Origin of the sequence: Streptoverticillium olivoreticuli subsp. olivoreticuli (genome assembly GCF_003391135.1) — a bacterium.
Classification (GTDB): domain Bacteria; phylum Actinomycetota; class Actinomycetes; order Streptomycetales; family Streptomycetaceae; genus Streptomyces; species Streptomyces blastmyceticus.
In genome coordinates, this window is the sequence record NZ_CP031455.1 from 3,853,809 (window position 1) to 3,880,188 (window position 26,380).

Annotated in this window: 24 protein-coding genes and 2 tRNA genes; 14 read left to right on the plus strand and 12 right to left on the minus strand. The window is 70.3% G+C overall.

Translation table 11 applies throughout. The annotated features are described in order from the left end of the window. Positions 1–14: 14 nt before the first annotated feature. Positions 15–1,472, minus strand: coding sequence for a peptidoglycan D,D-transpeptidase FtsI family protein (locus DXZ73_RS16745; RefSeq protein WP_116211797.1), 1,458 nt, complete (start codon positions 1,470–1,472; stop codon positions 15–17). A 98-nt stretch (positions 1,473–1,570) separates the two neighbouring features. Here DXZ73_RS16745 and DXZ73_RS16750 point away from each other — a divergent pair, with 98 nt between their 5' ends. The 5 genes from DXZ73_RS16750 to DXZ73_RS16770 all read left to right on the plus strand — a co-directional run bounded on the left by DXZ73_RS16750 (position 1,571) and on the right by DXZ73_RS16770 (position 7,723). After that, positions 1,571–2,722: a PAS domain-containing sensor histidine kinase gene (locus DXZ73_RS16750; RefSeq protein ID WP_116211798.1), complete on the plus strand. Its 1,152-nt coding sequence runs from the start codon at positions 1,571–1,573 to the stop codon at positions 2,720–2,722. After that, positions 2,719–3,405, plus strand: a complete 687-nt coding sequence (locus DXZ73_RS16755) for a response regulator transcription factor (RefSeq protein ID WP_116211799.1) — start codon at positions 2,719–2,721, stop codon at positions 3,403–3,405. Before DXZ73_RS16750 ends, DXZ73_RS16755 begins: the two co-directional genes overlap by 4 nt. 367 nt (positions 3,406–3,772) lie before the next feature. Continuing rightward, positions 3,773–4,900 carry a non-hydrolyzing UDP-N-acetylglucosamine 2-epimerase gene (wecB, locus tag DXZ73_RS16760; protein WP_116211800.1) on the plus strand — a complete coding sequence of 376 codons (1,128 nt, stop codon included), beginning with the start codon at positions 3,773–3,775 and terminating at the stop codon, positions 4,898–4,900. 58 nt (positions 4,901–4,958) lie between these two features. Further along, positions 4,959–6,323 (plus strand): glycosyltransferase, encoded by a 1,365-nt coding sequence (locus DXZ73_RS16765; protein WP_116211801.1) that lies wholly within the window; start codon positions 4,959–4,961, stop codon positions 6,321–6,323. 185 nt (positions 6,324–6,508) lie between these two features. Beyond that, positions 6,509–7,723 (plus strand): hypothetical protein, encoded by a 1,215-nt coding sequence (locus DXZ73_RS16770; protein WP_116211802.1) that lies wholly within the window; start codon positions 6,509–6,511, stop codon positions 7,721–7,723. Between the two features lie 61 nt (positions 7,724–7,784). Here the strand turns inward: DXZ73_RS16770 and DXZ73_RS16775 are convergent, their stop codons facing one another. Then, positions 7,785–10,418, minus strand: a complete 2,634-nt coding sequence (locus tag DXZ73_RS16775) for a valine--tRNA ligase (RefSeq protein WP_116211803.1) — start codon at positions 10,416–10,418, stop codon at positions 7,785–7,787. A 123-nt stretch (positions 10,419–10,541) separates the two neighbouring features. Here DXZ73_RS16775 and DXZ73_RS16780 point away from each other — a divergent pair, with 123 nt between their 5' ends. The 6 genes from DXZ73_RS16780 (at position 10,542) to DXZ73_RS16805 (ending at position 14,968) form a co-directional block, all read left to right on the plus strand. Further along, positions 10,542–11,531, plus strand: a complete 990-nt coding sequence (locus tag DXZ73_RS16780; protein WP_162890227.1) for a hypothetical protein — start codon at positions 10,542–10,544, stop codon at positions 11,529–11,531. A gap of 104 nt (positions 11,532–11,635) precedes the next feature. Then, entirely contained in the window at positions 11,636–12,613 is a 978-nt protein-coding gene (locus tag DXZ73_RS16785; protein ID WP_116211805.1) for a hypothetical protein, read from the plus strand. A gap of 126 nt (positions 12,614–12,739) precedes the next feature. Beyond that, positions 12,740–13,576: a hypothetical protein gene (locus DXZ73_RS16790; protein WP_116211806.1), complete on the plus strand. Its 837-nt coding sequence runs from the start codon at positions 12,740–12,742 to the stop codon at positions 13,574–13,576. 229 nt (positions 13,577–13,805) lie between these two features. After that, positions 13,806–14,174 (plus strand): hypothetical protein, encoded by a 369-nt coding sequence (locus tag DXZ73_RS16795; protein ID WP_116211807.1) that lies wholly within the window; start codon positions 13,806–13,808, stop codon positions 14,172–14,174. 78 nt (positions 14,175–14,252) lie between these two features. Then, the gene (locus tag DXZ73_RS16800; RefSeq protein ID WP_116211808.1) at positions 14,253–14,636 is read left to right on the plus strand and encodes a type II toxin-antitoxin system RelE/ParE family toxin; all 384 of its coding nucleotides are present in this window, start codon (positions 14,253–14,255) and stop codon (positions 14,634–14,636) included. Then, on the plus strand, positions 14,636–14,968 hold the full coding sequence (locus DXZ73_RS16805) for a helix-turn-helix domain-containing protein (RefSeq protein WP_116211809.1): 333 nt from the start codon (positions 14,636–14,638) through the stop codon (positions 14,966–14,968). Before DXZ73_RS16800 ends, DXZ73_RS16805 begins: the two co-directional genes overlap by 1 nt. Positions 14,969–15,020: 52 nt before the next feature. Here DXZ73_RS16805 and clpX read toward each other — a convergent pair whose 3' ends face one another. The 5 genes from clpX to DXZ73_RS16830 form a co-directional block, all read right to left on the minus strand. Next, positions 15,021–16,310 (minus strand): ATP-dependent Clp protease ATP-binding subunit ClpX, encoded by a 1,290-nt coding sequence (gene clpX, locus DXZ73_RS16810; RefSeq protein WP_116211810.1) that lies wholly within the window; start codon positions 16,308–16,310, stop codon positions 15,021–15,023. A 153-nt stretch (positions 16,311–16,463) separates the two neighbouring features. Beyond that, entirely contained in the window at positions 16,464–17,132 is a 669-nt protein-coding gene (locus DXZ73_RS16815) for an ATP-dependent Clp protease proteolytic subunit (protein WP_116211811.1), read from the minus strand. Between the two features lie 56 nt (positions 17,133–17,188). Continuing rightward, positions 17,189–17,794, minus strand: a complete 606-nt coding sequence (locus tag DXZ73_RS16820) for an ATP-dependent Clp protease proteolytic subunit (RefSeq protein ID WP_116215665.1) — start codon at positions 17,792–17,794, stop codon at positions 17,189–17,191. A gap of 292 nt (positions 17,795–18,086) precedes the next feature. Further along, positions 18,087–19,466: a trigger factor gene (gene tig / locus DXZ73_RS16825; RefSeq protein ID WP_162890229.1), complete on the minus strand. Its 1,380-nt coding sequence runs from the start codon at positions 19,464–19,466 to the stop codon at positions 18,087–18,089. A 133-nt stretch (positions 19,467–19,599) separates the two neighbouring features. Then, positions 19,600–19,676: transfer RNA gene (locus DXZ73_RS16830), tRNA-Pro, on the minus strand. A gap of 151 nt (positions 19,677–19,827) precedes the next feature. Between DXZ73_RS16830 and DXZ73_RS16835 the strand changes: the two genes are divergently transcribed. Further along, a tRNA-Gly gene (locus DXZ73_RS16835) sits at positions 19,828–19,901 on the plus strand. A gap of 49 nt (positions 19,902–19,950) precedes the next feature. Here the strand turns inward: DXZ73_RS16835 and DXZ73_RS16840 are convergent. Beyond that, positions 19,951–20,148: a hypothetical protein gene (locus DXZ73_RS16840; RefSeq protein ID WP_116211813.1), complete on the minus strand. Its 198-nt coding sequence runs from the start codon at positions 20,146–20,148 to the stop codon at positions 19,951–19,953. 254 nt (positions 20,149–20,402) lie between these two features. Between DXZ73_RS16840 and DXZ73_RS16845 the strand changes: the two genes are divergently transcribed. Then, positions 20,403–21,494, plus strand: a complete 1,092-nt coding sequence (locus DXZ73_RS16845; RefSeq protein WP_116211814.1) for an acyltransferase family protein — start codon at positions 20,403–20,405, stop codon at positions 21,492–21,494. A gap of 1 nt (position 21,495) precedes the next feature. Here the strand turns inward: DXZ73_RS16845 and DXZ73_RS16850 are convergent, their stop codons facing one another. Beyond that, entirely contained in the window at positions 21,496–21,951 is a 456-nt protein-coding gene (locus tag DXZ73_RS16850; protein ID WP_240351373.1) for an HD domain-containing protein, read from the minus strand. A gap of 109 nt (positions 21,952–22,060) precedes the next feature. Then, complete coding sequence (locus tag DXZ73_RS16855) at positions 22,061–23,197, minus strand: PP2C family protein-serine/threonine phosphatase (RefSeq protein WP_116211816.1); 1,137 nt, start codon at positions 23,195–23,197, stop codon at positions 22,061–22,063. 179 nt (positions 23,198–23,376) lie between these two features. On the opposite strand from DXZ73_RS16855, the gene DXZ73_RS16860 reads away from it, so the two are divergent. Then, the gene (locus DXZ73_RS16860) at positions 23,377–24,603 is read left to right on the plus strand and encodes a GNAT family N-acetyltransferase (RefSeq protein WP_116211817.1); all 1,227 of its coding nucleotides are present in this window, start codon (positions 23,377–23,379) and stop codon (positions 24,601–24,603) included. A gap of 30 nt (positions 24,604–24,633) precedes the next feature. On the opposite strand, the gene DXZ73_RS16865 is transcribed toward DXZ73_RS16860, so the two are convergent. Together DXZ73_RS16865 and DXZ73_RS16870 are read right to left on the minus strand one after the other, a co-directional pair. Next, positions 24,634–25,443, minus strand: a complete 810-nt coding sequence (locus DXZ73_RS16865) for an Fpg/Nei family DNA glycosylase (RefSeq protein WP_116211818.1) — start codon at positions 25,441–25,443, stop codon at positions 24,634–24,636. Positions 25,444–25,751: 308 nt separating this feature from the next. After that, on the minus strand, positions 25,752–26,240 hold the full coding sequence (locus DXZ73_RS16870; RefSeq protein ID WP_116211819.1) for a ribose-5-phosphate isomerase: 489 nt from the start codon (positions 26,238–26,240) through the stop codon (positions 25,752–25,754). Positions 26,241–26,380: the final 140 nt, after the last annotated feature.

A 26,380-nucleotide genomic window follows, 5' to 3' on the forward strand; every position in this document is an offset into this window, starting at 1 on the left:
TGACAGCGCGGCCATCAGGAGTCCGTGGCCAGCGCCGCGCGCATCATCGCCTTGGCCACGGGGGCGGCGAGTCCGTTGCCGCTGACCTCCGAGCGGTCGGCGTCGCTGTCGGCGATCACCACGGCGACGGCGATCTGCTTGCCCTGGCTGTTCTGGGCGTAGGAGACGAACCAGGCGTAGGGCGTGCCGCTGTTGTCGACGCCGTGCTGGGCGGTGCCCGTCTTGCCGCCGACGGTCAGGCCGTCGATCTTGGCGTTGCTGCCGGTGCCCTGTTCGACGACGGTCTGCATGGCGGACTTCAGCTGCCGTGCGGTGTCGGCGGACATCGCCTGGCCGTACTGCTTCGGGTCGCTCTTCTCCAGGACGCCGGAGGTGCCGTCGGTGACGCGGTCGACGAGGCGGGGCGTCATCAGCTTGCCGTCGTTGGCGATGGCCGAGGAGACCATGGCCATCTGGAGCGGGGTGGCCTGGTCGTTGAACTGTCCGATGCCGGACAGCGCGGTCTGCGAGGCGTTCATGTCGGTCGGGTAAAGGCTCTTGGCGGCGCGTACGGGCGTGTCGAGCTTGCCGTCGTTGAAGCCGAACTTCTCGGCCTGCTGAGCGACCTTCTGCGCGCCGAGCCGCTCGGCGAGGTGCCCGAAGACGTTGTTGCAGGAGTACTGGAGCGCCGTGCGGATGCTGGCGTTCTTGCAAGGGGCGCTGGTGTTCTCGTTGGGCAGATAGGTGCGAGTGCCCGGCAGGAGGTAGGGGTCGGGGCTGTCGGTGGCCTCGTCGACGGAGGAGTAGAGGCCGTTCTCCAGGGCGGCCGCCGCGACGACGAGCTTGAAGGTCGAGCCCGGCGGATAGGTCTGGCGCAGCGCGCGGTTGAGGGTCGGCTGCCGCTTGTCCTTCTCCAGCGCCTCCCACGCCTTCTGGTCGGCGGTGGAGGATCCGGCGAAGCGCCCGGGGTCGTACGAGGGGGTGCTGGCCATGCCGAGGATCGCCCCGGTGGCGGGGTCGAGGGCGATGGCGGCCCCGGTCTTGTCGCCGAGCCCCTCGAAGGCGGCCTTCTGCACGGCCGGGTCGATGGTGGTGAGGACGTCGCCGGGGTCGGGCTGCTTGTTGGTGATGGCGTCGGAGGGGCTGCGCAGCCGGTCGTCCTCGCCGGTGAGTACGGACCTGTAGAGGCTCTCCAGCTGGGTGCTGCCGTAGATCTGCGAGGAGAAGCCGGTGACCGGTGCGTAGAGCTCGCCGTCGGTGTAGGTGCGCTTGTACTTCAGGTCGCCGCTGGTGGCCGTGGAGCCGGTGAGGGGCTTGCCTCCGGCGAGGATGTTGCCGAGCGGCCGGGAGTGGGCGGCTATCGCCTGGCGCGGGTTGTGGGGGTTGTCGTCCAGGCTGCCGGCCTGGGCCGCCTGTATCCAGGTGGCCCGCACGAGCACCGCCAGGACGAGCAGCAGGGAGAAGACGGCGACGTGCCGGACGGGCTTGTTCATGGGGGGGCGCGGTCCCTCTCCTTGGCATACGGTTTTCCCGAAAACTCCGTTAAGCGGAGTTAGTGTTCCCCGACTCCATGAGAGCTGGCTGAGAAAAGATGCCGTCCGAGGACCGGGACCGGCTCCAGGCGGTCCTGGAAGCGCTGCCGGCGGGCGCACTCGTCCAGGGCCCGGCGGACGAGGTGCTGGCGACCAACCGGCACTTCGTTCGCATGTTCGATCTGGAGGGCCGGGCCGACCTCTCCCCCGGCGCTCCCCTGCGGCCGGTCGTCACTCTCGTACGGGCCTTCTTCACGTCCGGCTTCTCCGGCCCCGGCACCCCGGGCGAGATCCTCGCGGGGCGCCATGTGCACCGTACGGCCGAGATCCCGCTCACGGACGGGCGCACGATCCGGCGCGAGGTCGAGCCGCTGCGCCGCGCGGGCGACCACCTCGGGGCGCTGTGGACCTTCCAGGACATCACCGACCGCAAGCGCCGGGAGCACGACCTGGAGCGCGACAACCTCGCGCTCACCGAGCTCGCGCGGCAGCGCAACGCCTTCACCGCGGCCGCCTCCCACGAGCTGCGGACGCCGCTCACCTCCATCATCAGCTTCTGCGAGCTGCTGGCCGACCCCGCCGCGGGCGGCGCCCTGGGCTCCGACCAGCTGGCCTTCCTCGACGCCATCCGCCGCAACGCCGACCGGATGCAGCGGGTGATCGCCGACCTGCTGCTGACCACCCGGATGCGGGCCGCCGCATTGGAGCTGGAGTTCGACGCGGTGGACGTGCCCGGAATGCTCCAGGACGCGGTCCTGGACCGGCTGGCCACACCGCAGGGAGCGGCCGTCTTCACCGTTCTGGACTGCGCGCGGGGACCCGTTCTGCGAGGCGATCGGCACCGGCTCCAGCACGTCCTGGCCAATCTGCTGGAGAACGCCGCGAAATTCACCCCACCGGATGGCCGGATCACCGTCACGGCCGCCCCCCGTGGGCATTTCTGGGAGATCGAAGTAATCGATACGGGAATCGGCATCCCGCATGAATTCCATGAGGAAATCTTCACGGGCTTTGTCCGCGCACCGAATGCCACCGGCGGCGGCTATCCCGGCACCGGTCTCGGGCTCGCCATCAGCCGCACCGTCGTCCAGCTCCACGGCGGCACCCTCACCGCGGGCGGCACCGAGGGCGAGGGCGCGGCCTTCCTGATCCGGCTGCCCGTCACCGGACCCGGACCCGACACGGCACCCGCCGGGGAGACCCCGCCATGAGCCGCGTCCTGGTGGTCGAGGACGACCCCGACCTCGCCCTCGCCCTGCGCACCCTCCTCGGCCGCGCCGGCTACGACGTCATCCACGCCGACAACGGCCGCGACGGGCTGCGGCTGCTCTTCGCCGAACGGCCCGCGCTGATGCTCCTCGACGTCGGCCTGCCCCAGCTCAACGGCTGGGAGGTGCTGGAGCGCACCCGGGACCTCAGCGACCTGCCCATCCTCCTGCTCACCGCCCGCGGCGCCGAGACCGACCGGGTCCGCGGGCTGCGCGCCGGGGCCGACGACTATCTGCCCAAGCCCTTCGGCAACGACGAGCTCCTCGCCCGCGTCGAGGCCCTGCTGCGCCGGACCGCGCCCACCCGCTGGGCCGGCGACTCCTTCGACGACGGCCTGCGGCTCGTGCCGGAGCGGCGCTCGGCGGTCTGGCAGGGCCACGAGGCGCGGCTCAGCGACATCGAGTACCGGCTGCTCCAGGTGCTCGTCCGCAACCGGGGGCGGGTGCTCACCACCGACCAGCTGCTCGACCGCGTCTGGGACGACCCGGAGGGGACGGGCCGCGAGCGCGTGAAGTTCGCGGTCCTGCGGTTGCGGCGCAAGCTGCGGCAGGCGGCGGGTGACGAGGCCGCGGATCCGCTGGAAGCGGTCCGCGGCCTGGGCTACCGCTACCGCACGGGCGAGTAGCTCCCCCCTTCCGGGGCTCCGCCCCGGACCCCGGCTGCGGGCCGGTTGCCGCCTGCGGCGGGCTTTTCCCCAGCCCCGCCCCTTCCCGCAGCGTCTGATGCTCGGCTCCGCCGAGGCCGGGGCTCCGCCCCGGACCCCCAGCGCCCTTGGGGGTCCCCCCGGACGGAGTCTGGGGGAGCGTCCTCAATCTCCCCCAGCTACCGCTGGGAGGTGCCCCCACGGGCTGGATTCACCCATCCCGGGACCAAAGTCCTGAAAGCCGCGCGCGCGGCAATCGCAACCGTCCGACAACCAAGCCCCATCCGGACCCGCAACCAACCCCTCGCACTCTCGGAGCTGTCCTCGTCGTCAGCCCCAGGAGTCACCCGTGTCGCACCTCCCCGCCCGTAGCGTCGCTGTCGTCCTCGGCACCCGCCCCGAGCTCGTCAAGCTCACGGACCTCGTCCGCCTGCTGGGCCCCGCGGCCCACCTGGTGCACACCGGTCAGCACTACGACGAGGAGCTGTCCGGCCGTTTCCTCACCGAGCTCGGCCTTCCCGAGCCGACCTTCCTGACCGGTATCGGCGGGCAGCCCCGCGCCGTGCAGATCTCCGCCGCCCTCGCCCAGCTCGACGAGCTGTTCACCGCCGAGCCGCCGCTCGCCGTCGTCGTCCAGGGCGACACCAACGCGGCCCTCGCCGGGGCGCTCGCCGCGAACTCCCGCGGCATCCCGCTGCTGCACGTCGAGGCCGGGCTGCGCAGCCACGACCGCAACATGCCCGAGGAGCACAACCGCGTCCTCATCGACCGCATCGCCGACGTGCTGTGCGCGGCGACCGAGGACAACCGCGCCAACCTCCTCGCCGAGGGCGTCGACGACGCGCGCGTCGCCGTCACCGGCAACACCGTCGTGGAGGCCGTGCACGGCCAGCTGCCGGACGCCGGCGCCCGCGCGGAGCTCGTCGAGCGGCACGGGCTGACCGCCGACTCCTACGTCCTGGCCACCGTCCACCGGCCCGAGAACACCGACTCCGTGGCCGCCCTCCGGGCGATCTTCACCGAGCTGTCGGCGCTCGCGGAGTCCGTCCCCGTCGTCGTGCCGCTGCACCCGCGCACCCGGGCCCGGATCGCGGCCGCCGGCCTGGAGGACCTGCTCACCGGCCTGACCGTGTGCCGCCCGCTCGGCTACGGCGAGTTCCTCGCCCTGGCCCGCCACGCGGCGCTCCTGGTCTCCGACTCCGGCGGCATCCAGGAGGAGTGCACCGTGCTGGGCCGCCCCCTGGTCGTCGTCCGCCGCTCCACGGAGCGCCCGGAGGCCATGGCGGACTTCGCGGACCTGGTGGAGCCGGGCCCGCAGATCGGTGCCGCCGCCCGCCGCCGGCTCGCCGAGGGCCCGGAAGGCCTGGCCCGGCTGGCGTCGCTGCCGAGCCCGTTCGGCGACGGCAGCGCGTCCGAGCGCATCGTCGCCCTGCTCGCCGCCGTCGCGGCACCGGAACGGCTCGCCGTGGCGGCGTGACGCCCGGCTCGACGCCCCCGCGACCCGCCCTCCCCCGCACCCCCGGAGTCCCGCCCCCATGTTCGACAGCCCCCTCCTGTTCGTCTTCCCCTTCTTCCTGCTGCTCTGCTTCCTGCTCTACTGGGCCGGTGCGCGGACCTCGTACCTCCGGCGGCCCGCGGTCGAGGACGGGAACGCCGCCGCGTTCGACTGGCACTTCTTCGTGCCGTGCCGGGACGAGGAAGCCGTGATCGGGACGACCGTCGACCGGCTGCGCGCGGACCACCCCGGTGCCCATGTGTGGGTCATCGACGACGACAGCGACGACCGCACCGGCGCGATCGTCGCCGAGCTCGGCGAGACGGACCGCCGCGTCCACCTCGTGCGCCGCCACCGGCCCAACGCCCGGCTGGGCAAGGGCGCCGCGCTCAACGCCGCGTACGACGAGCTGAACGAGTACCTGTCGGAGGACGTCGACCGCGAGCGCGTCGTCGTGTGCGTCATCGACGCCGACGGCCAGCTGGACCCCCGCGCCCTGGACCGCGTCAGCGGCCCCCTCGGCTTCGGCGACCCGGAGACCGGCGGCGTGCAGGTCAGCGTGCATATGCGCAACGCCGACGACCCGCGTCCGCTCCCCGACCGCGGCCGCCTGCGCAACGCCTTCGCCCGCCTGCTCGTCCGCATGCAGGACATGGAGTTCTCCGTCTCCAACGCCGGCATGCAGCTGCTGCGCGGCCGCACCGGCTCCGTGGGCCTGGGCGGCAACGGCCAGTTCACCCGGCTCGCGTCCCTGGACCGGATCGCGGCGGCCGAGCGCCGCCCCTGGCAGCGCGGCGCGCTCCTGGAGGACTACGAGCTCGGCCTGCACATGATCCTGGGCGGCGACCGAATAGCCCACATAGCGGACACCTGGGTCTCGCAGGAGGGCCTGCCGCACGGCCGCCGCTTCCTCACCCAGCGCACCCGCTGGGCCCAGGGCAACCTCCAGTGCGTCCGCTACGCTCCCCGCATCGTCTCCTCGCGCCACTACAGCGGCAAGGGCGTCCTGGAGACCCTCTACACCTTCCTCCAGCCGGTCGCGCACCTGGTGACGCTCGCCCTCTGCGCGGTCATGTTCGTCCTCCTCGGACTGACCGTGGCCGACGAGGGCGCGGGCGAGGCGTTCGGCGGCATGCTGTCCCTGTGGCCGCTGGTCGTCGGCCTGGCCGTCGTCTCCGTGCTGCCGTTCGTGCTGTGGGGCCCGGTCTACCGCCGGGACCGCGCGCCGGGCCGCTCGCTGCTCGTCTCCCTGCTGTGGGGGCTGGCCCTGTGGCTGTACGCGTACCACCTCTTCCCGGCGTCCGCCCGTGGCTTCGTCCGGATGCTGCGCGGCCGCAACGGCTGGGCGAAGACGCGGCGCAACGCGGAGGTCGTCACCTCCGGCCCGATCGCCGTGGAGAGCTGACCTCAGCCTCTGACAGTTAGCGCTCACCCGCTGAACAAACCATGATTTGGGCCACACTTGAGGCCCATGGGGCAACCTCCTGACCTCTTCCACCATCTGACCGCCGGGGAAATCATTGCCCGGAGCGGTTCCGGGTGGCGGAAGAGGTCAGGAGCGTTGTGCGGACACCGCAACTCAGCAATCGGATGCACTTGCTGCTGCTCACGGCGTGGACCGTGCTGTGGTTCGCCCTGGTGGAGCCGAGCGGCGGCTTCTCCTGGCACTATCTGCGCACCGGCGGCGAGCTCATATACGACGGGGGCAACGGGACGGGCGGGCTGAACCTCTACGCCCACCACCCCGAGCTCCAGATGGGCCCCATCAGCTTCCTGGTGGCGGGCCTGTTCAACCCCTTCTCCGAGCACACCGGCCAGTTCCTCGCGGCGGCGTTCATGTCCGCCCTGGGACTGGTCATCGTGGTGCTCGCGGGCCGCAGCGCCGCCACCCACTTCCTGGGCACCGGCACCAACCACCAGCGCCTGCGCCGGCGCGTCCTCATCGCGGGCGCGGCGTTCATCCCCATGTGGATCGAGGTGGCGGTCCGCTTCGGGCACCTGGACGACGTGCTCGCGCTGTTCTTCACCGCGCTGGCCGTCTGGTTCCTGACGCGCTGCAACGCCGCCGCCGTCGGCATCTGTCTCGCCCTGGCCCTGGACTCCAAGCCGACCGCGCTGGCGTTCCTGCCGCTGATCCTCGCCCTGCCCAGGGACCGCTGGATGCGCTCGGTGCTGTGGTGCGTGGGGCTGGTGGCCGTCGCCTGGCTGCCGTTCTTCCTCGTGGATCCGCACTCCTTCGCCGCCGCGAAGTTCACGATCCCCAACAACCCGGCGTCCGCGCTGCGCTGGCTGGGCGGCAACACCCCCGAGACCCCCAACTGGGCCCGGCCCGCCCAGGCGGCGCTCGGCCTCACGCTCGGCGCGGTCGCCGTGTGGCGCGGCCGCTGGGCGGGTGTCGTGCTGCTGGGCGCGAACGCCCGCATCCTCCTCGACCCCAGCGTCTACACCTACTACACGGCGTCCGTGCTGCTCGGCACCCTGCTGTGGGACGTGTGCGGGCAGCGGCGCCTGGTGCCGTGGTGGAGCTGGATCGCCCTGATCGTGCTCTACGGCAGCGTCTTCGTCGTCCACGACGACTCGGCGCGCGGCCTGATCCGGCTGGTCTTCGTGGCCGTGTCGACGGTGTACGTGCTGTTCTGGCCGCAGCGCAACCGCCGAAGCCACCGGCCCCTCAACCGGGTGGAGGAAGAGCCCGTGGAGGGACCGTGGGGCCCCATGTGGGACCCCGGCCGGACCAAGCCGTGGACGCGCTACGCCCCCGCGGAAACGGGACCGGCCGGGGTTTCCCCGGGCCACCCCCGCTGACACGCGAAAGCCGCCGCTGCCGGTTCGGAACCGGCAGCGGCGGCTTTTTCGCTCAGGGGCCTCAGCCCTGCGGGAGCGCGGCCAGCTGTGCCGAGAGCCGCTCGATGTCGGCCTCCGCTGCGGCGAGCCGCGCCTTGATCTTCTCCACGACGGGCTCGGGGGCCTTGGCCAGGAACGCCTCGTTGCCGAGCTTGGCCTTCGCCTGCGAGAGTTCCTTCTCCGCCGCGGCCATGTCCTTCGTCAGGCGCTTGCGCTCCGCCTCGAAGTCGATGACCCCGGACAGGTCCAGCGCGACCGTGGCGCCCGCGACCGGCAGCGTCGCGGTGGCCTGGAAGCCGTCCTCGGCGGGCTGGAGGCGCAGCAGCTGACGGATCGCGGCCTCGTGCGCCGCCAGGGCGGTGCCGGTCAGGTCGAGCTTCGCCGGGACCCGCTGGCCGGGCTGCAGGCCCTGGTCGGAGCGGAAGCGGCGGACCTCGGTGATGACCTGCTGGAGGTTCTCGATCTCCTGCTCGGCGCCCGCGTCACGGAAGCCGCTGTCGGCCGGCCAGTCGGCGATGACGACCGACTCCTTGCCGGTGAGCGTCGTCCACAGCGTCTCGGTGACGAACGGGACGACCGGGTGCAGCAGTCGCAGCGTGACGTCGAGGACCTCACCGAGGACGCGGGCCGAGACCTTCGCCTGCTCGCCGCCGCCCATGAAGGTGGTCTTGGACAGCTCGACGTACCAGTCGAAGACCTCGTCCCACGCGAAGTGGAAGAGGGCGTCCGACAGCTTGGCGAACTGGTAGTCGTCGTAGTACGCATCGACTTCGGCGACCGTGGCGTTGAGGCGGGAGAGGATCCAGCGGTCGGTGGCCGACATCTGCTCGACGGGCGGCAGGTCGCCCTCGACCGTCGCGCCGTTCATCATCGCGAAGCGGGTGGCGTTCCAGATCTTGTTCGCGAAGTTCCGCGAGCCCTGGACCCAGTCCTCGCCGATCGGCACGTCGACACCGGGGTTGGCGCCCCGGGCGAGGGTGAAGCGGACGGCGTCGGAGCCGTACTTGTCCATCCAGTCCAGCGGGTTGACCGCGTTGCCGAAGGACTTCGACATCTTCTTGCCGAACTGGTCGCGGACCATGCCGTGCAGGGCGATGGTGTGGAACGGCGGGGTGCCGTCCATCGCGTACATCCCGAACATCATCATCCGGACGACCCAGAAGAAGAGGATGTCGTAGCCGGTGACGAGGACGGAGTTCGGGTAGAACTTCGCGACGCTGTCGGTCTTCCCGGGCCAGCCGAGCGTGGAGAAGGGCCACAGGCCGGAGGAGAACCAGGTGTCCAGGACGTCGGTCTCCTGGTGCCAGCCCTCGCCGGTGGGCGCCTCGTCGTCCGGTCCGACGCAGACCATCTCGCCGTTCGGCCCGTACCAGACGGGGATGCGGTGGCCCCACCACAGCTGGCGCGAGATGCACCAGTCGTGGAGGTTGTCGACCCAGCCGAAGTAGCGGGACTCCATCTCCTTGGGGTGGATGGCGACGTCGCCGTCGCGGACGGCCTTGCTGGCGGCCTCGGCCAGCGGGCCGACCTTGACCCACCACTGCATGGACAGCCGCGGCTCGATGGTCGTCTTGCAGCGCGAGCAGTGCCCGACGGAGTGCTCGTACGGACGCTTCTCCGCGACGATGCGGCCCTCGGCGCGCAGGGCGCCGACGATGGCGCTGCGGGCCTCCAGGCGGTCCAGGCCCTCGAACGGGCCGGGCACGGTGATGACCGCGCGCTCGTCCATGACGGTGAGCATCGGCAGGTCGTGACGGCGGCCGATCTCGAAGTCGTTCGGGTCGTGCGCCGGGGTCACCTTGACGGCACCCGTGCCGAACTCCGGGTCCACGTGCTCGTCGGCGACGACCGGGATCCGGCGGCCGGTCAGCGGCAGCTCGATCTCCGTGCCGACCAGGTGCCGGTAGCGCTCGTCCTCGGGGTGGACGGCCACGGCGGTGTCACCGAGCATCGTCTCGGCGCGGGTCGTGGCGACGACGATCTCCGAGTCCCCGGAGCCGTAGCGGATCGAGACGAGCTCGCCGTCGTCGTTCTGGTACTCGACCTCGATGTCGGAGATCGCGGTGAGGCAGCGCGGGCACCAGTTGATGATGCGCTCGGCGCGGTAGATCAGCTCGTCGTCGTAGAGCTTCTTGAAGATCGTCTGGACGGCCTCGGAGAGGCCCTCGTCCATGGTGAAGCGCTCGCGGGACCAGGCCACGCCGTCACCCAGGCGGCGCATCTGGCCGGAGATCTGCCCGCCGGACTCGGCCTTCCACTGCCAGACGCGCTCGACGAACGCCTCCCGGCCGAGGTCGTGGCGGGACTTGCCCTCCTTGGCGAGCTCGCGCTCGACGACGTTCTGCGTGGCGATGCCGGCGTGGTCCATGCCGGGCTGCCACAGCACCTCGTAGCCCTGCATCCGCTTGCGGCGGGTGAGGGCGTCGATCAGCGTGTGCTCGAAGGCGTGGCCCAGGTGGAGGGAGCCCGTGACGTTCGGCGGCGGGATGACGATCGTGTACGGCTCTTTGTCGCTCTTCGCGTCCGCCTCGAAGTAGCCCCGCTCTACCCAGCGCTCGTACAGCGGCCCCTCTACGTCGGCCGGCGCGTACTGGGTCGGCAGTTCGGGGTTGCTGTCGTTCGGCCCGCTGTCGGGGCGCTGAGTGTTCTCGGTCACGGGAGAAGTCTACGGGGGCGTGTGCGGGGGTTACGAATCCATTCCGGCCCCCGGGGCGGGGCCCGGCGGTACCGTCGGAAAGGATGTCGCGGAACCGATCTTCCGCGACACGCAGAGGCGACGATGAGCCAGCACCAGCCGGGCCCGTACGGGATGCCGCCGCAGCAGCCGAACCCTTACAGCCAGGACGGCACTCCCGGCCAGGGCCACGGCTTCCCGCCACCGCCGACCGCACCGCCCGCCGCGCCGTACGGCGCCCCGCCGCAGCCCGGCCCGTACGGCGCGCCGCCGCAGCAGCCGGGCGGCTGGGGTCCGCCGGGCATGCCGGGTCAGTACCCGCCGCCGGTCCCTCCGCAGGGCGGCGGCAAGGGCAAGGCGATCGGCATCGCCGTCGCGGCGCTCGTCGTGGTCGGCGCGATCGTGGGCGGCGTCGTCGTCTTCACCGGGAGCGACAAGAGCGACGACGGCAGCGTCAAGGCCGGGGCCAGCGCCTCGCCCGGCACCCCGGAGGACAGCGCCTCGCCCAGCGCCACCGCGATCGCGCGGGCGCGCTACAAACTCACCGCGCCCGACACACTCGCGGACGACTACAAGAAGGACACGAGCAACCCCGGACCCGGCTTCGACTCCAAGGCCCTGGCCGAACTCAGGGTCTTCGGGATGACCAACCCGCAGGGCGCCAACGGCACCTACAAGTCCGGTGAGGACAAGCGCGCGCAGAAGCTGCTCCGGTTCTCCGGCGCCTGGGGCGACTCGGTGCGGAGCCCCGAGGCCCTGGTGGACGGCCTGTTCAAGAGCGTGGCGGACGGGGCCGCGAAGGACACCGACCCGAGCTCGAAGTTCGAGTTCGAGGGCAGCCCGCAGCGGATGAAGCCGGATGGGCTCGACGGCGACACCGTGATGAAGTGCCAGATGAGCAAGGTGAGCGGCCCTGCTTCGAGCAGCCGGGCCATCCGGATGCCGCTGTGCATCTGGGCCGACAGCAGCACCGTCGGCACGGTGTTCGCCATGGACACCTCGCTGCTGGTGCAGGGCCAGGACCTCAGCCTCGACGCGGCCTCCGGCAGGGTCGCGAAGTTCCGCGAGCGCGTGCGGGTGCCCGCGCAGGGCTGACGGAGCAACTGTTCCCGAACTGTTGCCGCCCCGGGGTAAGGCCCCCGTAAGACGTCGGGGAGGATGGCGGGCCTGTCACGAGCCACGGATCGAATCGAGTCACGATGAGCTACAACCAGCCGGGCCCCTACGGCGCTCCCCAGCAGCCCCAGCAGCCGGGGCCGTACGGTCCCGGCGGAGCCGCGGGCCAGCCCGGCTACGGCTACCCGCAGCAGCCCCCCGCCCCGGCGTACGGTCAGCCCCCACAGCCAGGCCCGTACGGCCAGCAGCCACCGGCCCCGCCGTACGGCGCCCCGCAGCAGGGCGGTTGGGGCCAGCCGCAGCCGGGCCCGTACGGCCAGCAGCCTCAGCCCGGCATGCCGGGCCAGTACCCGCAGCCGGTGCCGCCGCAGGGCGGGGGCAAGGGCAAGGCCATCGGCATCACGATCGGCGCGCTGGTCGTGGTGGGCGCGATCGTGGGCGGCGTCCTCTTCTTCAAGAGCGGCGGCGGGAGCGGCGGGAAGGTCGCGCCTTACACGATGGTGATGCCGGATTCGCTGCTGGACGGGAAATTCAACAAGCAGCAGTCCCCCACTGACACCGCCAACAAGAGCCTCGCCGACGACAGCGAGACCAAGGCGATGGGCATCACGAACGGCACCGGTGTCGGCGCAAACTACAAAAACGCCCAGCAGCAGAGCCTGGCTGTGAAGGGCGTCTACGGCGAGGTGTCCGACCCCGGCAAGGCGGTGGACGCGATCTTCGCCAAGCTGGAGCAGAAATCGTCCAAGACGACCGGAGCCAAGGTCGAGGTCGTCACGCCCGTCACCGAGTTCCACCCGAGCGGTTTCGACGGCGCGGTGATGAAGTGCGAGACGAAGAAGGCCACCGTGACCATGGGGTCCTTCACGACCACTGCGGAAGGCTCGACGTGCGTCTGGGGCGACTCCAGCGCGGTGGGAGCCGTCTCGCACACGGTCGCCAAGTCCGCCGGAGGCATCACCGGTGGTGCCACCACCACCGCGACCGGCAACGCGATGTCGGCGCAGGAGCTTTCCGAGGCGGCGGCCAAGGTGCGCACCGAGGTGCGCAAGAACAAATAGCTTTCGAGCCCTTCGAACGCGTATGGGATCCTGAGCGCTCCGCCGGCGTGGCCCGCGAGGGCCCGCCCGGGGTTTTCTCGTCAGGGCGTGCCCGGCTGTCGCGCCGCATTCCTGAGGGGGAACCAGATGAGCCACGCCCAGCCCGGCCCGTACGGCGGCCCGCAGCCGCCTCAGCCGCCGAATCCTTACGGCCGGCCGCAGGGTTACGGCTATCCGCAGCAGGCGCCGTACGGGCAGCAGCCCGGTCCGTACGGGCAGCAGCCGTACCCCGGGATGCCCGGCCCGTACCCGCCGCCGATACCCCCGCAGCGCGGCGGCAAGGGCAAGGTCGTCGGGATCACGGTCGCCGCGCTGGTCGTGATCGGGGCGATCATCGGCGGGATCACCGTGCTGATGAAGAACGGCGGGAGTTCCTCCGTCGCGGACGACGGCAAGCGCTACAAGCTGACGGCACCGGACACGGTCCTCTCCGAGTACAACAAGAACCCCGACTTCCATGACCAGGATGTCTTCAACACCCCGGGGGCACGCCGTGATCTCCGTATCATGGGCGTGAAGAACCCGGAGTCCAATGCCGCGGCGTACCGGACCGGGAACATCCCCGAGCGGAAGACGATGCGGATCATCGGCATCTGGGGCGACATCAAGAAACCCGAGAACTTCGTGGACGCCATGTTCAAGAGCCTGGCGAGGTCCGCGACGGCCACCAAGGTGGAGGGCACCCCGCAGACCGTCACGCCGCCCGGCTTCGACGGGGCGATGAAGTGCCAGTACACGCACCCCGGGCACGGCAGTGGCACCACCGTCCTCCCCCTGTGCATCTGGGCGGACCACAGCACGGCCGGCGTGGTCTACGTGGGAGACATGAAGCGCTCCGCCCAGGGCGTCAAGATCCCGTTCGACGAGGCCGCCGGGATCGCGGCCAAGCTGCGCACGGAGATCCGCGTGGAGATCAAGAAGTGATCCCCTGACCAGGGCCCGGGCCATCGCCTCCGCCGCTGCCGTCGCGCTCGGTGTCGCGGCGGCGGCCACGGCTGCCGTCGTCCTGCTGGGCGGCGGCTCCTCCCCCACGACGGCCCTGATCACCCCGCCGACGCTGGCCGAGGGCACGTACCGCCTCACCGCCGGCACCGCGGAGCTGGAGAAGCAGGGCATCAGCATCCAGTCCGGCCTGCCGAAGGGGGCGGTCTCCGTGCTGGCCCGCTACACCCGTGCGGACGACCCGGCGGTGACGCTGTCCCTGTCCGGGGCGTACGGCCGGATCGGCGCACCGGCCACGGTCCTGGACGGCATGCTCAGCGGCTTCGAATCCGGCCCCGGCTCCCCCGAAGTGACCACGCCCCGCCGCAACTTCACCCCCACCGGCGGCCCGTCCCTGTCCTGCGAGGTCGTACGCCTCGACGGCCGCACCTACGCCCCGGCATGCGCGTGGGCGGAAAAGACGGACGCGGCCCTGCTGATCGTCTTCGACCCGAAGCGGACGACGCCGGGGGCGGCGGACGCATCGGCTTTCGCCCAACTCGCGGCGGACATCTACCGATCGGTACGCAAACCGGACTGAGCGTGCGCGCCCGGTCGGCGTCGACGACCTCACAGAGAAACCTCACCTAGATGCCCGGCTATCTATATGCTGGAATATATGGATGAGCAATGGGTGATCGAGGTCGAACCGGAGGTCCGGCACTGGCTGGACACCCTGTCCGGCCGCGACTACCTCCAGGCCGAGCATGCGGCTGAGCGCCTGCTCGATGCACCGACCACCCTGTCCGAGCCCTATGCCCGCCACCTGGGCGACGGGCTGCGCGAGCTGCGGTTCATGATGGGGCACGACGGCAACGCCATACGCCTGACCTACTGGCTCGCACCGAACCGCCGGATCGTTCTCCTGACTGTCTTCCGCAAGACGGCGATGCGCGAGGAAACCGAAGTGGAGAGGGCCAAACAGGCGCGAAAGACCTGCGAAGCCGAACACGAGGCAGCTCACGAGGAGTTCAGTCGCGACATCACGAAAGGAGATCTCTGATGAACCATGCACGTTGGAAGCTCACCCGTGAGCAGAAGGTGTCCCAAGGCCGCACCGAGTCTCCGGAGGTCGAGGCCGTGCGCACAGAGATCCGCATGGCATTCGACCTCGGGCAAGCCGTCCACGACCGCCGTACCGCGCTGGGCATCTCACAGACCGAACTCGCCAGGCGGGCGCACATGACCCAGCCGCAGGTCTCCAAACTCGAACTCGGCGGGACCGTCCCCACGCTCCCCTTGCTCGCGCGGCTGGCGAAGGCACTCGACGCATCGCTGAACATCGCTCTGGACGGCGACACGACCTCCGTCACCTTCACACCACACGCCGCATGAGAAAGGGCGCCCGGCAATCAATGCCGGGCGCCCTCTCACACGTGCGGAAGACTCACGCGCTCTTCTCGTGCCGTTCGTCCTTGCCGACGATGCGCGGTTCGCGCGGGACCAGGGTCGGGTTGACGTTGGAGTGGACGACGTCCTCGGTGATGACGACGCGGGCGACGTCCTTGCGGGACGGGACCTCGTACATCACGGACATCAGGACCTCTTCCATGATGGCCCGCAGACCGCGCGCGCCGGTGCCGCGCAGGATCGCCTGGTCGGCGATCGCCTCCAGGGCGGGGCGGTCGAACTCCAGCTCGACGCCGTCGAGTTCAAACAGCCGTTGGTACTGCTTCACCAGGGCGTTGCGCGGCTCGACCAGGATCTGGAGGAGCGCCTCGCGGTCGAGGTTGTGGACGCTGGTGATCACGGGGAGGCGGCCGATGAACTCGGGGATCATGCCGAACTTCACCAGGTCCTCGGGCATGACCTCCTGGAACTGGTCGCTCGCCTCGATCTCGCGCTTGGAGCGGATGGTCGCCCCGAAGCCGATCCCCTTGGCGCCCGCACGCGACTCGATGATCTTCTCCAGGCCGGAGAAGGCACCGCCGACGATGAAGAGGACGTTCGTCGTGTCGATCTGGATGAATTCCTGGTGCGGGTGCTTGCGGCCGCCCTGCGGGGGGACCGACGCCGTGGTGCCTTCCAGGATCTTCAGCAGGGCCTGCTGGACGCCCTCGCCCGACACATCCCGTGTGATCGACGGATTTTCGCTCTTCCGGGCGACCTTGTCGATCTCATCGATGTAGATGATGCCGGTCTCGGCCTTCTTGACGTCGTAGTCCGCGGCCTGGATCAGCTTCAGCAGGATGTTCTCGACGTCCTCGCCGACATAGCCGGCCTCCGTCAGCGCCGTGGCGTCGGCGATCGCGAAGGGGACGTTCAGCATGCGGGCGAGCGTCTGCGCGAGGAGGGTCTTGCCCGAACCCGTGGGGCCGAGCAGCAGGATGTTGGACTTGGCGAGCTCGATGCCGTCGTCGCGGTTGTGGCCGGCGCTCTCCCCGGCCTGCACGCGCTTGTAGTGGTTGTAGACGGCGACGGAGAGGGCCTTCTTGGCCGCCTCCTGGCCCACCACATAGCCCTCGAGGAACTCATAGATCTCACGGGGCTTGGGGAGCTCCTCCCACCGCACCTCGGAGGTCTCCGCCAGCTCTTCCTCGATGATCTCGTTGCAGAGGTCGATGCACTCGTCGCAGATGTACACACCAGGCCCCGCGATGAGCTTCTTCACCTGCTTCTGGCTCTTCCCGCAGAACGAGCACTTGAGCAGATCGCCGCCGTCACCGATGCGTGCCACGAGGTGCTTCCCCTTCGCCTGGGATCCGCCTTGCTCTGCGAACCCGGGTGCTTGCCTATCGACGGTACCTTGCCGGGCCCCCCGAGCGGGCCCCCCTTGGGCCTACTCGATCCAAGGGGGTTGCCGGCGGCACGGTGGCCGGACCGAAAACGGTCAGGCCGAAACGGACGTCTTGCGCGTCGAGACGATCTGGTCCACCAGACCGTACGCGAGCAGCTCGTCGGCGGTGAGGATCTTGTCCCGCTCGATGTCCTCGCGGATCTTCTCGATCGGGGTGGTGGAGTGCTTGGCCAGCATGTCCTCCAGCTGGGCCCGCATCCGGAGGATCTCGTTGGCGGCGATCTCCAGGTCGGAGACCTGGCCGCGGCCGGTCTCGCTGTACGGCTGGTGGATCAGGACGCGGGCGTTCGGCAGCGCCATGCGCTTGCCCGGCGTACCGGCGGCGAGCAGCACGGCGGCGGCGGAGGCCGCCTGGCCCATGCAGACCGTCTGGATGTCCGGCTTCACGAACTGCATCGTGTCGTAGATCGCGGTCAGCGCGGTGAAGGAGCCGCCCGGCGAGTTGATGTAGATCGAGATGTCGCGGTCCGGGTCCATCGACTCCAGGCACAGCAGCTGCGCCATGACGTCGTTGGCCGAGGCGTCGTCGATCTGGACGCCGAGGAAGATCACCCGCTCCTCGAAGAGCTTCGCGTACGGGTCGTACTCGCGCACGCCCTGCGAGGTGCGCTCGACGAAGCGCGGGACGATGTAACGGGAGTCGGCCTGGGGGCCGGTGTAGAGGCCGCTGCCGGCGTTGTTGTTCATCTGCGTGTTCACCATCCTGGTGGCGTTCTGTGGGCCGGGGGGTTCGCTCTTGCGGGGTGTGCCGGGGGCCGTCAGGCCCCGGTGCCGCCCCCGCCCGGAACGCCTGCGGCGGTCTTCATGACCTCGTCGATGAGGCCGTACTCCTTGGCCTCCTCGGCGGAGAACCAGCGGTCGCGGTCGGAGTCGTGGGTGACCTGCTCGACGGTCTGGCCGGTGTGGAGCGAGGTGAGCTCCGCCATCCGCTTCTTGGTGTACAGCAGCCGCTCGGCGTGGATCTTGATGTCCGTGGCGGAACCCGCCAGGCCCGCGGAGGGCTGGTGGATCAGGATCTCGGCGTTCGGCAGCGCGAAGCGCTTGCCGGGGGTGCCGGCGCTCAGCAGGAACTGACCCATGGAGGCGGCGAGGCCCATGGCGATGGTGACCACGTCGTTCTTGATGTACTGCATGGTGTCGTAGATCGCCATGCCGGCCGTGATCGAGCCGCCGGGGCTGTTGATGTAGAGGTAGATGTCCTTGTCCGGGTCCGCGGCAAGGAGGAGCAGCTGCGCCGTGATCTTGTTGGCGATGTCGTCGTCGACCGGCTGGCCGAGGAAGATGATTCGTTCCCCGAGCAGTCGGTTGTAGACCTGGTCGCCAAGGCCACCGAAGCTCGGCTCGCCGGCGGCGGCGGAAGGCATCAGATTCGTCACGTATCCACCTGCTCGTTGTTCGACGGCCCCGCGAGCCGTCTCAGCGTCTTCTTCAAGGGGTGAGGTCGGGCGCGCCATCCGGGCTTCCGCGTCGCGCTTCCGGGACTCCCCTGCCCCCGTATCTACGGACCCTAACGCGCTGGTAGGCGGGTGCCATCCCGCATCAGGAACTGTTCGCTCTGAGCGCAGGTTCCCCGGGGCCCACAGGAGCGCGGCGGGCCCGGCCACGGCACCCCGGAGGGGGTGCCGCGACCGGGCCCGGCCACGAGAAGGGTGAGGCTTAGGCCTCGGTGCCCTCGGCGGCCTCGACGACCTCCGTGGCGGCCTCGACCGTCTCGCCGGTCTCGTCCTCGTCGTCCAGGTCGACGACCTCGCCGTTGCCGTCCTTGACCGTGGCGGCCTCGACGACGGCCGCGAGGGCCTTGCCGCGGGCGACCTCGCCGACGAGCATCGGCACCTGGCCACCCTCGACGACGGCCTGGGCGAACTGGTCGGGGCTCATGCCGGAGGACTGGGCACGGCGCATGAGGTGCTCGGTGAGCTCCTCCTGGCCGACCGACAGCTTCTCCTTGTTGACGATCTCGTCCAGGATGAACTGGGTCTTGATGCCCTTCTCGGCCTGCTCCTTGAGCTCGGCGTCGAACTCCTCGGCGGTCTTGCCCTGGATCTCCAGGTACTTCGCGAGGTCCAGGCCCATCTGGCCGAGCTGGTGGTGCTCGAGGTTGTGCTTACGGGTGTTGACCTCGTCCTCGAGCAGCTTCTCCGGCATCGGGACCTCGACCAGCTTGATCAGCTCGTCGAGGACCTTCTCCTGGGCCTGCGTGGCCTGGTCGAACTTCTTCATCCGGGCGAGGCGCTTGGCGCTGTCGGCGCGCAGCTCCTCCAGGGTGTCGAACTCGCTCGCCAGCTGGGCGAAGTCGTCGTCCAGCTCCGGCAGTTCGCGGGCCTTGACGGCGGTGACGTCGACCTTGACCTCGGCCTCCTTGCCCTCGGCGGAACCGCCCTTGAGCTCGGAGGTGAAGGTGGCGGTGCCACCGGCCTCGAGACCGGTCACGGCCTCGTCGATGCCGTCCAGCAGCTGGCCGGAACCGATGGTGTAGTCGATGCCCTTGGCGACGCCGTCCTCCAGCACCTCGCCGTCGACCTTGGCCTCCAGGTCGACGGTGACGATGTCACCCTCGGCGGCGGCGCGCTCGACCGGGGAGGTGGTGGCGAAGCGGTCGCGCAGCTGCTCGACCGACTTCTCGATGTCCTCGTCGGTGACCTCGACGGAGTCGACGGTGACCTCGATGCCGGAGTAGTCCGGAATCTCCAGGACCGGGCGGATGTCGACCTCGGCGGTGAAGGAGAGCAGCTCGCCGTCCTTCAGTTCCTTGATGTCGACCTCGGGCTGGCCCAGCGGGTTGAGGTCGGCCTCGTTGACCGCCTCGGTGTAGAACTTCGGAAGCGCGTCGTTGACGGCCTCCTCCAGCACCGCACCGCGGCCGAACCGCTGGTCGATGACACGGGCGGGGATCTTGCCCTGACGGAAGCCCTTCACCGTGACCTGCTGGTTGATCTTCTTGTACGCCGCGTCGAGGCTGGCCTTGAGCTCCTCGAAGGGCACCTCAACAGTGAGCCGAACCCGAGTCGGGTTCAGGGTCTCCACGGCGCTCTTCACGGTTCGGTCTCCTTGGGGCTGACTTCTGGGATTCTGCTGATGTCCAGCGGAGTCGCGCCCGGTACAGAGACACACGGGCACGCAGCTTGCATAGTAACCGCAAGCAGTACGAGCCCCACAATGTGATCTTGATTGGTCGGGGTGGCCGGATTCGAACCGACGACCTTCCGCTCCCAAAGCGGACGCGCTACCAAGCTGCGCCACACCCCGTCGGTGCGACACGTAGGGTACATGCCCGCCGGGCTTCCGGCTGCCGATTACGGGCCGGTCGGCGAACGGCACCCCGGGGTGTGCGGTGAGGCGTCCGGACCCGCTACGATGCACAACGTGCCGCACACCCCTCATGGGGACAGCGGCGCGCGCGGGCGTAGCTCAATGGTAGAGCCCCAGTCTTCCAAACTGGCTACGCGGGTTCGATTCCCGTCGCCCGCTCCAATGACGCCTCCGGCTCCGGCCGGGGGCGTTTCTCATGCGCTGAGCTTGGTCAGAACTTGATGTTGTTTATGGTCTGGGCCAGCGAGTCGAGGAATTTCTGGATCGACGGCGCCATGCCCGTGGAGGCCAGGAAGAAGCCGAAGAGGATCGCGATGATCGCCGGCCCGCCCTTGATGTGGCCCTGGCGCATCAGCACCAACAGCACGATCGCCAGAAGCAGTACACCTGACAGCGAAACGGTGGTCATAGCTGATCACGCCCTCGGTCGGAATCACCCGGCCTGCCCGGAAGTCCTACTGCCCGCAGACCCCTCACGACCACCATGTTGCCATCAACTGGCCTGCTGTTGGGGGCTAGTGACATTTCATCGGTGGATCGTCCAGAAAGCTGCATGGAGAGGATATCGGCCGACTTGGCGGATACCGTGCCGGTTCGGGGTGAATAGCTCAATAGATGGAACGGGGTTTTACCGGCCCCGATTACGCCGCTAGGGTGCCTCGGATGTCCCCCGCCGCCATCCCGCCGCCCTCCTCGGCGGCCTCGACCCCGTCGAGCGCCCGGCCGTCCGCCCCGGCGGCAGCAGCCCCGGCGCAGCGCGATCCCTTCTTCGACAACGCGAAGTACCTGGCGATCGTCCTGGTCGCCCTGGGCCACGCGTGGGAACCGCTCACCCATGGCGGACGCGCCGCGATGGCGCTGTACCTGACCGTCTACGCCTTCCACATGCCGGCGTTCATCGTCATTTCCGGCTACTTCTCGCGCGGCTTCGACATGAGCCCCGCCAAGATCAAGCGGCTGATCACGGGCGTGGTCGTGCCGTATGTGATCTTCCAGGTCGCGTACACGTACTTCCAGCACTGGGCCGACAAGGACGCTCCGCCGGATCCGCTGTCGCTGCTGAACCCCTGGTACCTCAACTGGTTCCTGGCCGCGCTGTTCATCTGGCGGCTGACCACGCCGATCTGGAAGCTGATCCGCCACCCCGTCCCCGTCGCGTTCGCGATCGCGATCGTGGCCGCACTGACGCCGGGGATCGGGGTCGACTTCGATCTTCAGCGGGTGCTGCAGTTCCTGCCGTTCTTCGTGCTCGGTCTGCACATGAAGGCCGAGCACTTCCATCTGGTGCGGCGGCGCTGGGTGCGGATCGCGGCCGTTCCGGTGTTCGCGGGTGCGATCGCCTTCGCGTACTGGGCGGCACCGCGGATGAACAGCTCGTGGTTCTACCACAACGCCGCCGTCCAGGACCTGCACGCGCCGCTGTGGTCCGCGCCGGTGATGACGCTGGCGATGTTCGGCTGCGCGGCGGTGCTGACCGCGTGTTTCTTCGCCTGGGTCCCGCGCCGCACGGTGTGGTTCACGACTCTGGGCGCGGGGACGCTGTACGGCTATCTGCTGCACGGCTTCCTGATCAAGCTGTCCCGCTGGCAGGAGTGGTACGACGCCTACGCCTGGATCCGCCGGCCGGTCGGCGTGGTCGTGGTGACCCTGATCGCGATCGTGGTGATGACGGCGCTGTGCAGCCCGCCCGTGCGGCGGGTGTTCCGCTTCGCGATGGAGCCGAAGATGGAATGGGCCTTCCGCAAGCAGCGCTGAGTCAGCCGGTGGGCGCGTCCAGGCCGAGGAGGGCGCGCATCCGCGCGTACTTCAGCCGGAGCCGTTCGCGGGTGGCCGGGTCGAGCGCCGCGGCCCGCCGCGGGTCGGAGTTGTGGGCGAGGTCCGCCTCCTTGACCAGCAGCGCGCCCGGGGTGGCCAGGATGCGGGCGGCGTACGCCTCCGGTGCCTCCCCCGCCCGCTTGGTGACCGCCAGCACGATGTCCTTGGTCCGCTGCGGCAGGTCGGCCCGCGCCAGCCACTCCTCGGTGACGGCACCGTCCTCGACGGCGTCGTGCAGCCACGCGGCGGCGATCTGTTCATCGCCGCCGCCTCTTTCGCGTACGCCTTCGGCCACGGCGGCCAGGTGCTCCGCGTAGGGGCGGCCTGCCTTGTCCTTCTGCGCGGCGTGCGCTTGCCTTGCGAAGGCTTCCACGGCGTCCAGGGGCATGGGTGGCATGTCGTCTCCGTGAGCGTTGTTCGGTGCCGGTGCGCTGTCCTTCGGCTGCGGGTCGGTGGGGGCTGATCGCGCAGTTCCCCGCGCCCCTTACGGGGCGCACCCGTCACCATCAGGTGCGGCAGATCAAGAGCAGCGCTCGGTCGTCGTTGACGTCCTTCGCCACCGCTTCGATCAAGTGCCAGGCCGCGCCCTGGAAGCCGGCGGAGACGTAGCGGTCCGCTTCGCCCGTGAGGCGGTCCATGCCCTCGGTCAGGTCCCGGTCCGACGTCTCGACCAGGCCGTCCGTGAAGAGCATCAGGACGTCCCCCGGGGACAGCTTTCCCTTTATCGGGTCGAACTGGGCTCCGTCGTAGACCCCGAGGAGCGGTCCCTCGGCGGCCTTCTCCTCCCAGCGGCCGGTGCCCGCGCTGAGCTGGAGGCCCGGCAGGTGACCCGCGGAGAACATCTCGTAGTCCCCGCTGTCCAGGTCCAGGACGAGGTGGACGGAGGTCGCGAAGCCCTCGTCCCAGTCCTGCCGGAGCAGATAGCCGTTGGCGGCGGGCAGGAAGGAGTGCGGCGGCAGCGAGCCCAGCAGCCCGCCGAAGGCCCCGGACAGCAGGAGGGCACGCGAGGCGGCGTCCATGCCCTTGCCGGAGACGTCGGTCAGCACGATCTCCAGGGTGCGGCCGCCGTTGGTGCGGGCCGCGACCACGAAGTCGCCGGAGAAGGACTGCCCGCCGGCGGGGCGCAGGGCCATCTCGCGGTGCCAGCCGCGCGGCAGTTTGGGGAGCTTGCTCTGGACGCGGATGCGTTCGCGCAGGTCGAAGAGCATGGTGCCGCCGCGCCGCCAGGGCACGCCGACGCGGCTGCGGAACTGTGCGATGAGCAGCCCGAGGAAGCCCACCGCGGCGACGACGAGGATCGTGCCGGGGGTGACCCGGCCGTCACCGTGCACGGCCCGGTCCAGGGCGTAGGACTCCACGATGAGCGCGACGGCGGACGCCGCGTAGAGGGCCAGCAGGCTGGCGGGGCGCAGCAGGAGGCCGCCCGCCACGATGGGCAGGACGAGCGCGGAGGGCGCGCACCACTCGGGCAGCGCGATGGTGCCGCCCGCGAGCGCGGGGACGGCGAGCAGCAGGGCGGCCAGCGCGATCCAGTCGGAGCCGTCGCCGCGGAAGTAGTCGACCCCGGCTTTGCGCATGCTCGTGCGGGCCCGGTGCAGTGCTTTGCGCATCCGGGCCGTCGGGGTCTCCGCACCGCCAGTCATTGCATCGTGACCTTATCCACCCATTCGGCGGTGCGTCGACTCACGCCGCGCCGACGCGGCCGACCGCGGCGGACCTGCGAAGAGCTGGGAGAAGCCGTGGGACGCACCATGTCGCACGGATGGGCACCTTATGCGAAATTCGTTCGCCCGCGCGGGAATCCGCTGCTACTCATGGGCTCATGACGACAGAGTTGCGTGTACTGCGCCCGGCGGAGTGGGACCAGTGGTACGGGTCGCTGGAGTTGGCGTTCGGCGGCATGCCCGAGCCCGCCGAGGAGCTCGCGCTGTGGCGGGAGCTGACCCTGTTCGACCGGTCGCTGGGCGTCTGGGACGGGGATGAAGTCGTGGGCACGACGGGGGCGTTCGACTTCCGGATCGCCGTGCCGGGCGGTGCCCTGGTCCCGGCGGCCGGGGTGACGATGGTGGGCGTGCGGCCGACGCACCGGCGGCACGGGGTGCTGCGGAGCATGATGCGGCGCCAGTTGGACGACGTCCGGGCCTGGGGCGAGCCGCTCGCCGTGCTGACGGCTTCGGAGCCGGACATCTACGGGCGGTTCGGCTACGGCCCGGCGACGCACCTGGTGCGGGCCCGCATCGACACGGACCGGGTGCGGCTGTCCATGCCGGACGGCGCGGACGGCGTGCGGCTCCGCTTGTCGAAGCCCGAGAAGGCGCGCGACGCGTGCGAGGCGGTGTACGCGCGCCGGGTGACCTCCCGGCCCGCGATGCTGGAGCGCCGGCCCGGCTGGGAGGCGCTGCCGCTGCTGGACGCGCCGAGCCGCCGCGGTGACGGTTCGCCGCTGCAGTGCGTGCTGGCCGAGGTGGACGGCCGGACGGTGGGCTACGCCCGCTATTTCGTCCGGCCCCGGTCGGACGACGCCTCCTACGGCTCGGTGCTGCTGCGCGATGTGGAGGCGCTGACCCCCGCCGCGTACGCCGCGCTGTGGCGCTTCCTGTTCGACCTGGACCTGACCAACGAGATCGTGGCCCGCGACCGGCCGTCCGACGACCCGCTGTGGCAGCTGGTCGACGACGTCCGGCGCTGCCGACTCACGTCGGAGGACTCGCTGCACCTGCGGCTGGTCGAGGTGGGGGCGGCGCTGGCGGCCCGTACGTACCAGGCCCCGGTGGACGTGGTGTTCGAGGTCGAGGACGCCTTCTGCCCCTGGAACGCGGGGCGCTGGCGGCTGACCGGCGATGCCAAGGGGGCGTCCTGCGAGCGCACTGAGGACGCGGCCGATCTGGCCCTGTCCGTACGGGAGCTGGGCTCGGTGTATCTCGGCGGGGCGTCCCTGATCTCGCTGGCCGGTGCGGGGCGGGTGCGGGAGCTGCGGGAGGGGGCGCTGCACGAGGCGTCGGTGGCGTTCGGCAGCCCGGTGGCCCCGTGGCTGCCGCACGGTTTCTGACGGTGCGTCGGCTTTTGGGGTGACATGGCGTCAGCGCTGCTGACAGGCGGGGCACCAGAAGAGGTTGCGGGCGGCGAGATCGGCGGTGCGGATCTCGCCGCCGCAGATGTGGCAGGGCTGCCGGGCCCGGCGGTAGACGTACACCTCGCCGCCGTGGTCGTCCACGCGCGGCGGGCGGCCCATGGCCTCGGGGGTGTGCTCGGGGCGCACGGTGTCGATCCTGTTGTTGCGCACGCCCTCACGCATCAGGCCGACCAGATCCGACCAGATCGCGTCCCATTCCGGACGGGTGAGATCGCGACCGAGGCGGTAAGGGTCGATCCCGTGCCGGAAGAGGACCTCGGCGCGGTAGACGTTGCCGACGCCCGCGATGACCTTCTGGTCCATGAGCAGGGCGGCGACCGTCGTACGGCTGCGGCTGACGCGGGCCCAGGCGGCCTCGCCGTCGTCCTGTGCGCGCAGCGGGTCGGGGCCGAGCCGGTCGTGTATCGCCTGCTTCTCCCTCTCGGTGACGAGGGCGCAGGTGGTGGGGCCGCGCAGGTCGGCGTACGCGGTGGCGGTCGCGAGCCGCAGCCGCACGGTGTCGGTGGGCGGGGGGACGGGGGCGTCGCCGAGGGTGTACTTCCCGAAGAGGCCGAGGTGGATGTGGATCCATCGGCTGTCGCCGAACCCCAGGAAGAGGTGCTTGCCGTGGGCTTCGGCGGAGGTGAGGGGGTTGCCGTCGAGGAGGGCGGCGCTGTCCTCGAATTTGCCTTGCGGGCTGGTCACGCGGACCTTGTGGTTGCCGAACCGCTCTTCGTGGTCCTGGGCGAGCCGGTGGATCGTATGCCCCTCGGGCACGGCGTCTCCTGCGGAGTGCGGTCTGGTTCTGGGCGCGGCTTATTTGTTCCCCTGTCCCGCCCCTTCCCGAAACCGGGGAGACCCCGGACCCCCAGCGCCCTGCGGGCGCGTCCTCAATCTCCCCCAGCTACCGCTGGGAGGTGCCCCCACGGGCTGAAATCAGCCCGTCCGGCGATTGAGGACAACGCGGCGAAGCCGTGTTGCGGGGTCCGGGGCGAAGCCCCCACGCGGCGGAGCCGCAAATCGGATGCAGCCGGGAAGGGGCGGGACTGGGGAACAAAGCCCCCGGCGCGGGCCGGGCCAGGGCGTCAGCCCTGCTGCGGGTGGTGGGCCGGGATCGGGGGGAGTTCGCCGGTCTGCTCGTAGTGGCTGAGCATCTCGATGCGGCGGGTGTGGCGCTCCTCACCCGAGTACGGCGTGGCCAGGAAGATCTCGACGAACTTCGTCGCCTCTTCCTGGGTGTGCATCCGCCCGCCGACGCTGATCACGTTGGCGTTGTTGTGCTCACGCCCGAGGGCGGCCGTCTGCTCGCTCCAGGCAAGGGCGGCCCGTACGCCCTTGACCTTGTTCGCGGCGATCTGCTCGCCGTTGCCGGAGCCGCCGATCACGATGCCGAGGCTGTCGGGGTCGGCCGCGGTCCGCTCCGCGGCGCGGAGGCAGAACGGCGGGTAGTCGTCCTGGGCGTCATAGATGTGCGGGCCGCAGTCGACGGGGTCATGGCCCTGGGCCGTGAGCCACTCGACGAGGTGGTTCTTGAGTTCGTAGCCGGCATGGTCGGAGCCGAGATACACGCGCATGCGACCGAGTGTGGCACGAGTGGGGACCGGGCTCCGCCTCAGGGCTCGCCGCGCGCTCCCCCGATCACAACGATACGGATTCGACTCTTCCCGATCACACCTTCGAAAAGTTCTAATGCGGGAACTCGTAACCCGAGAAC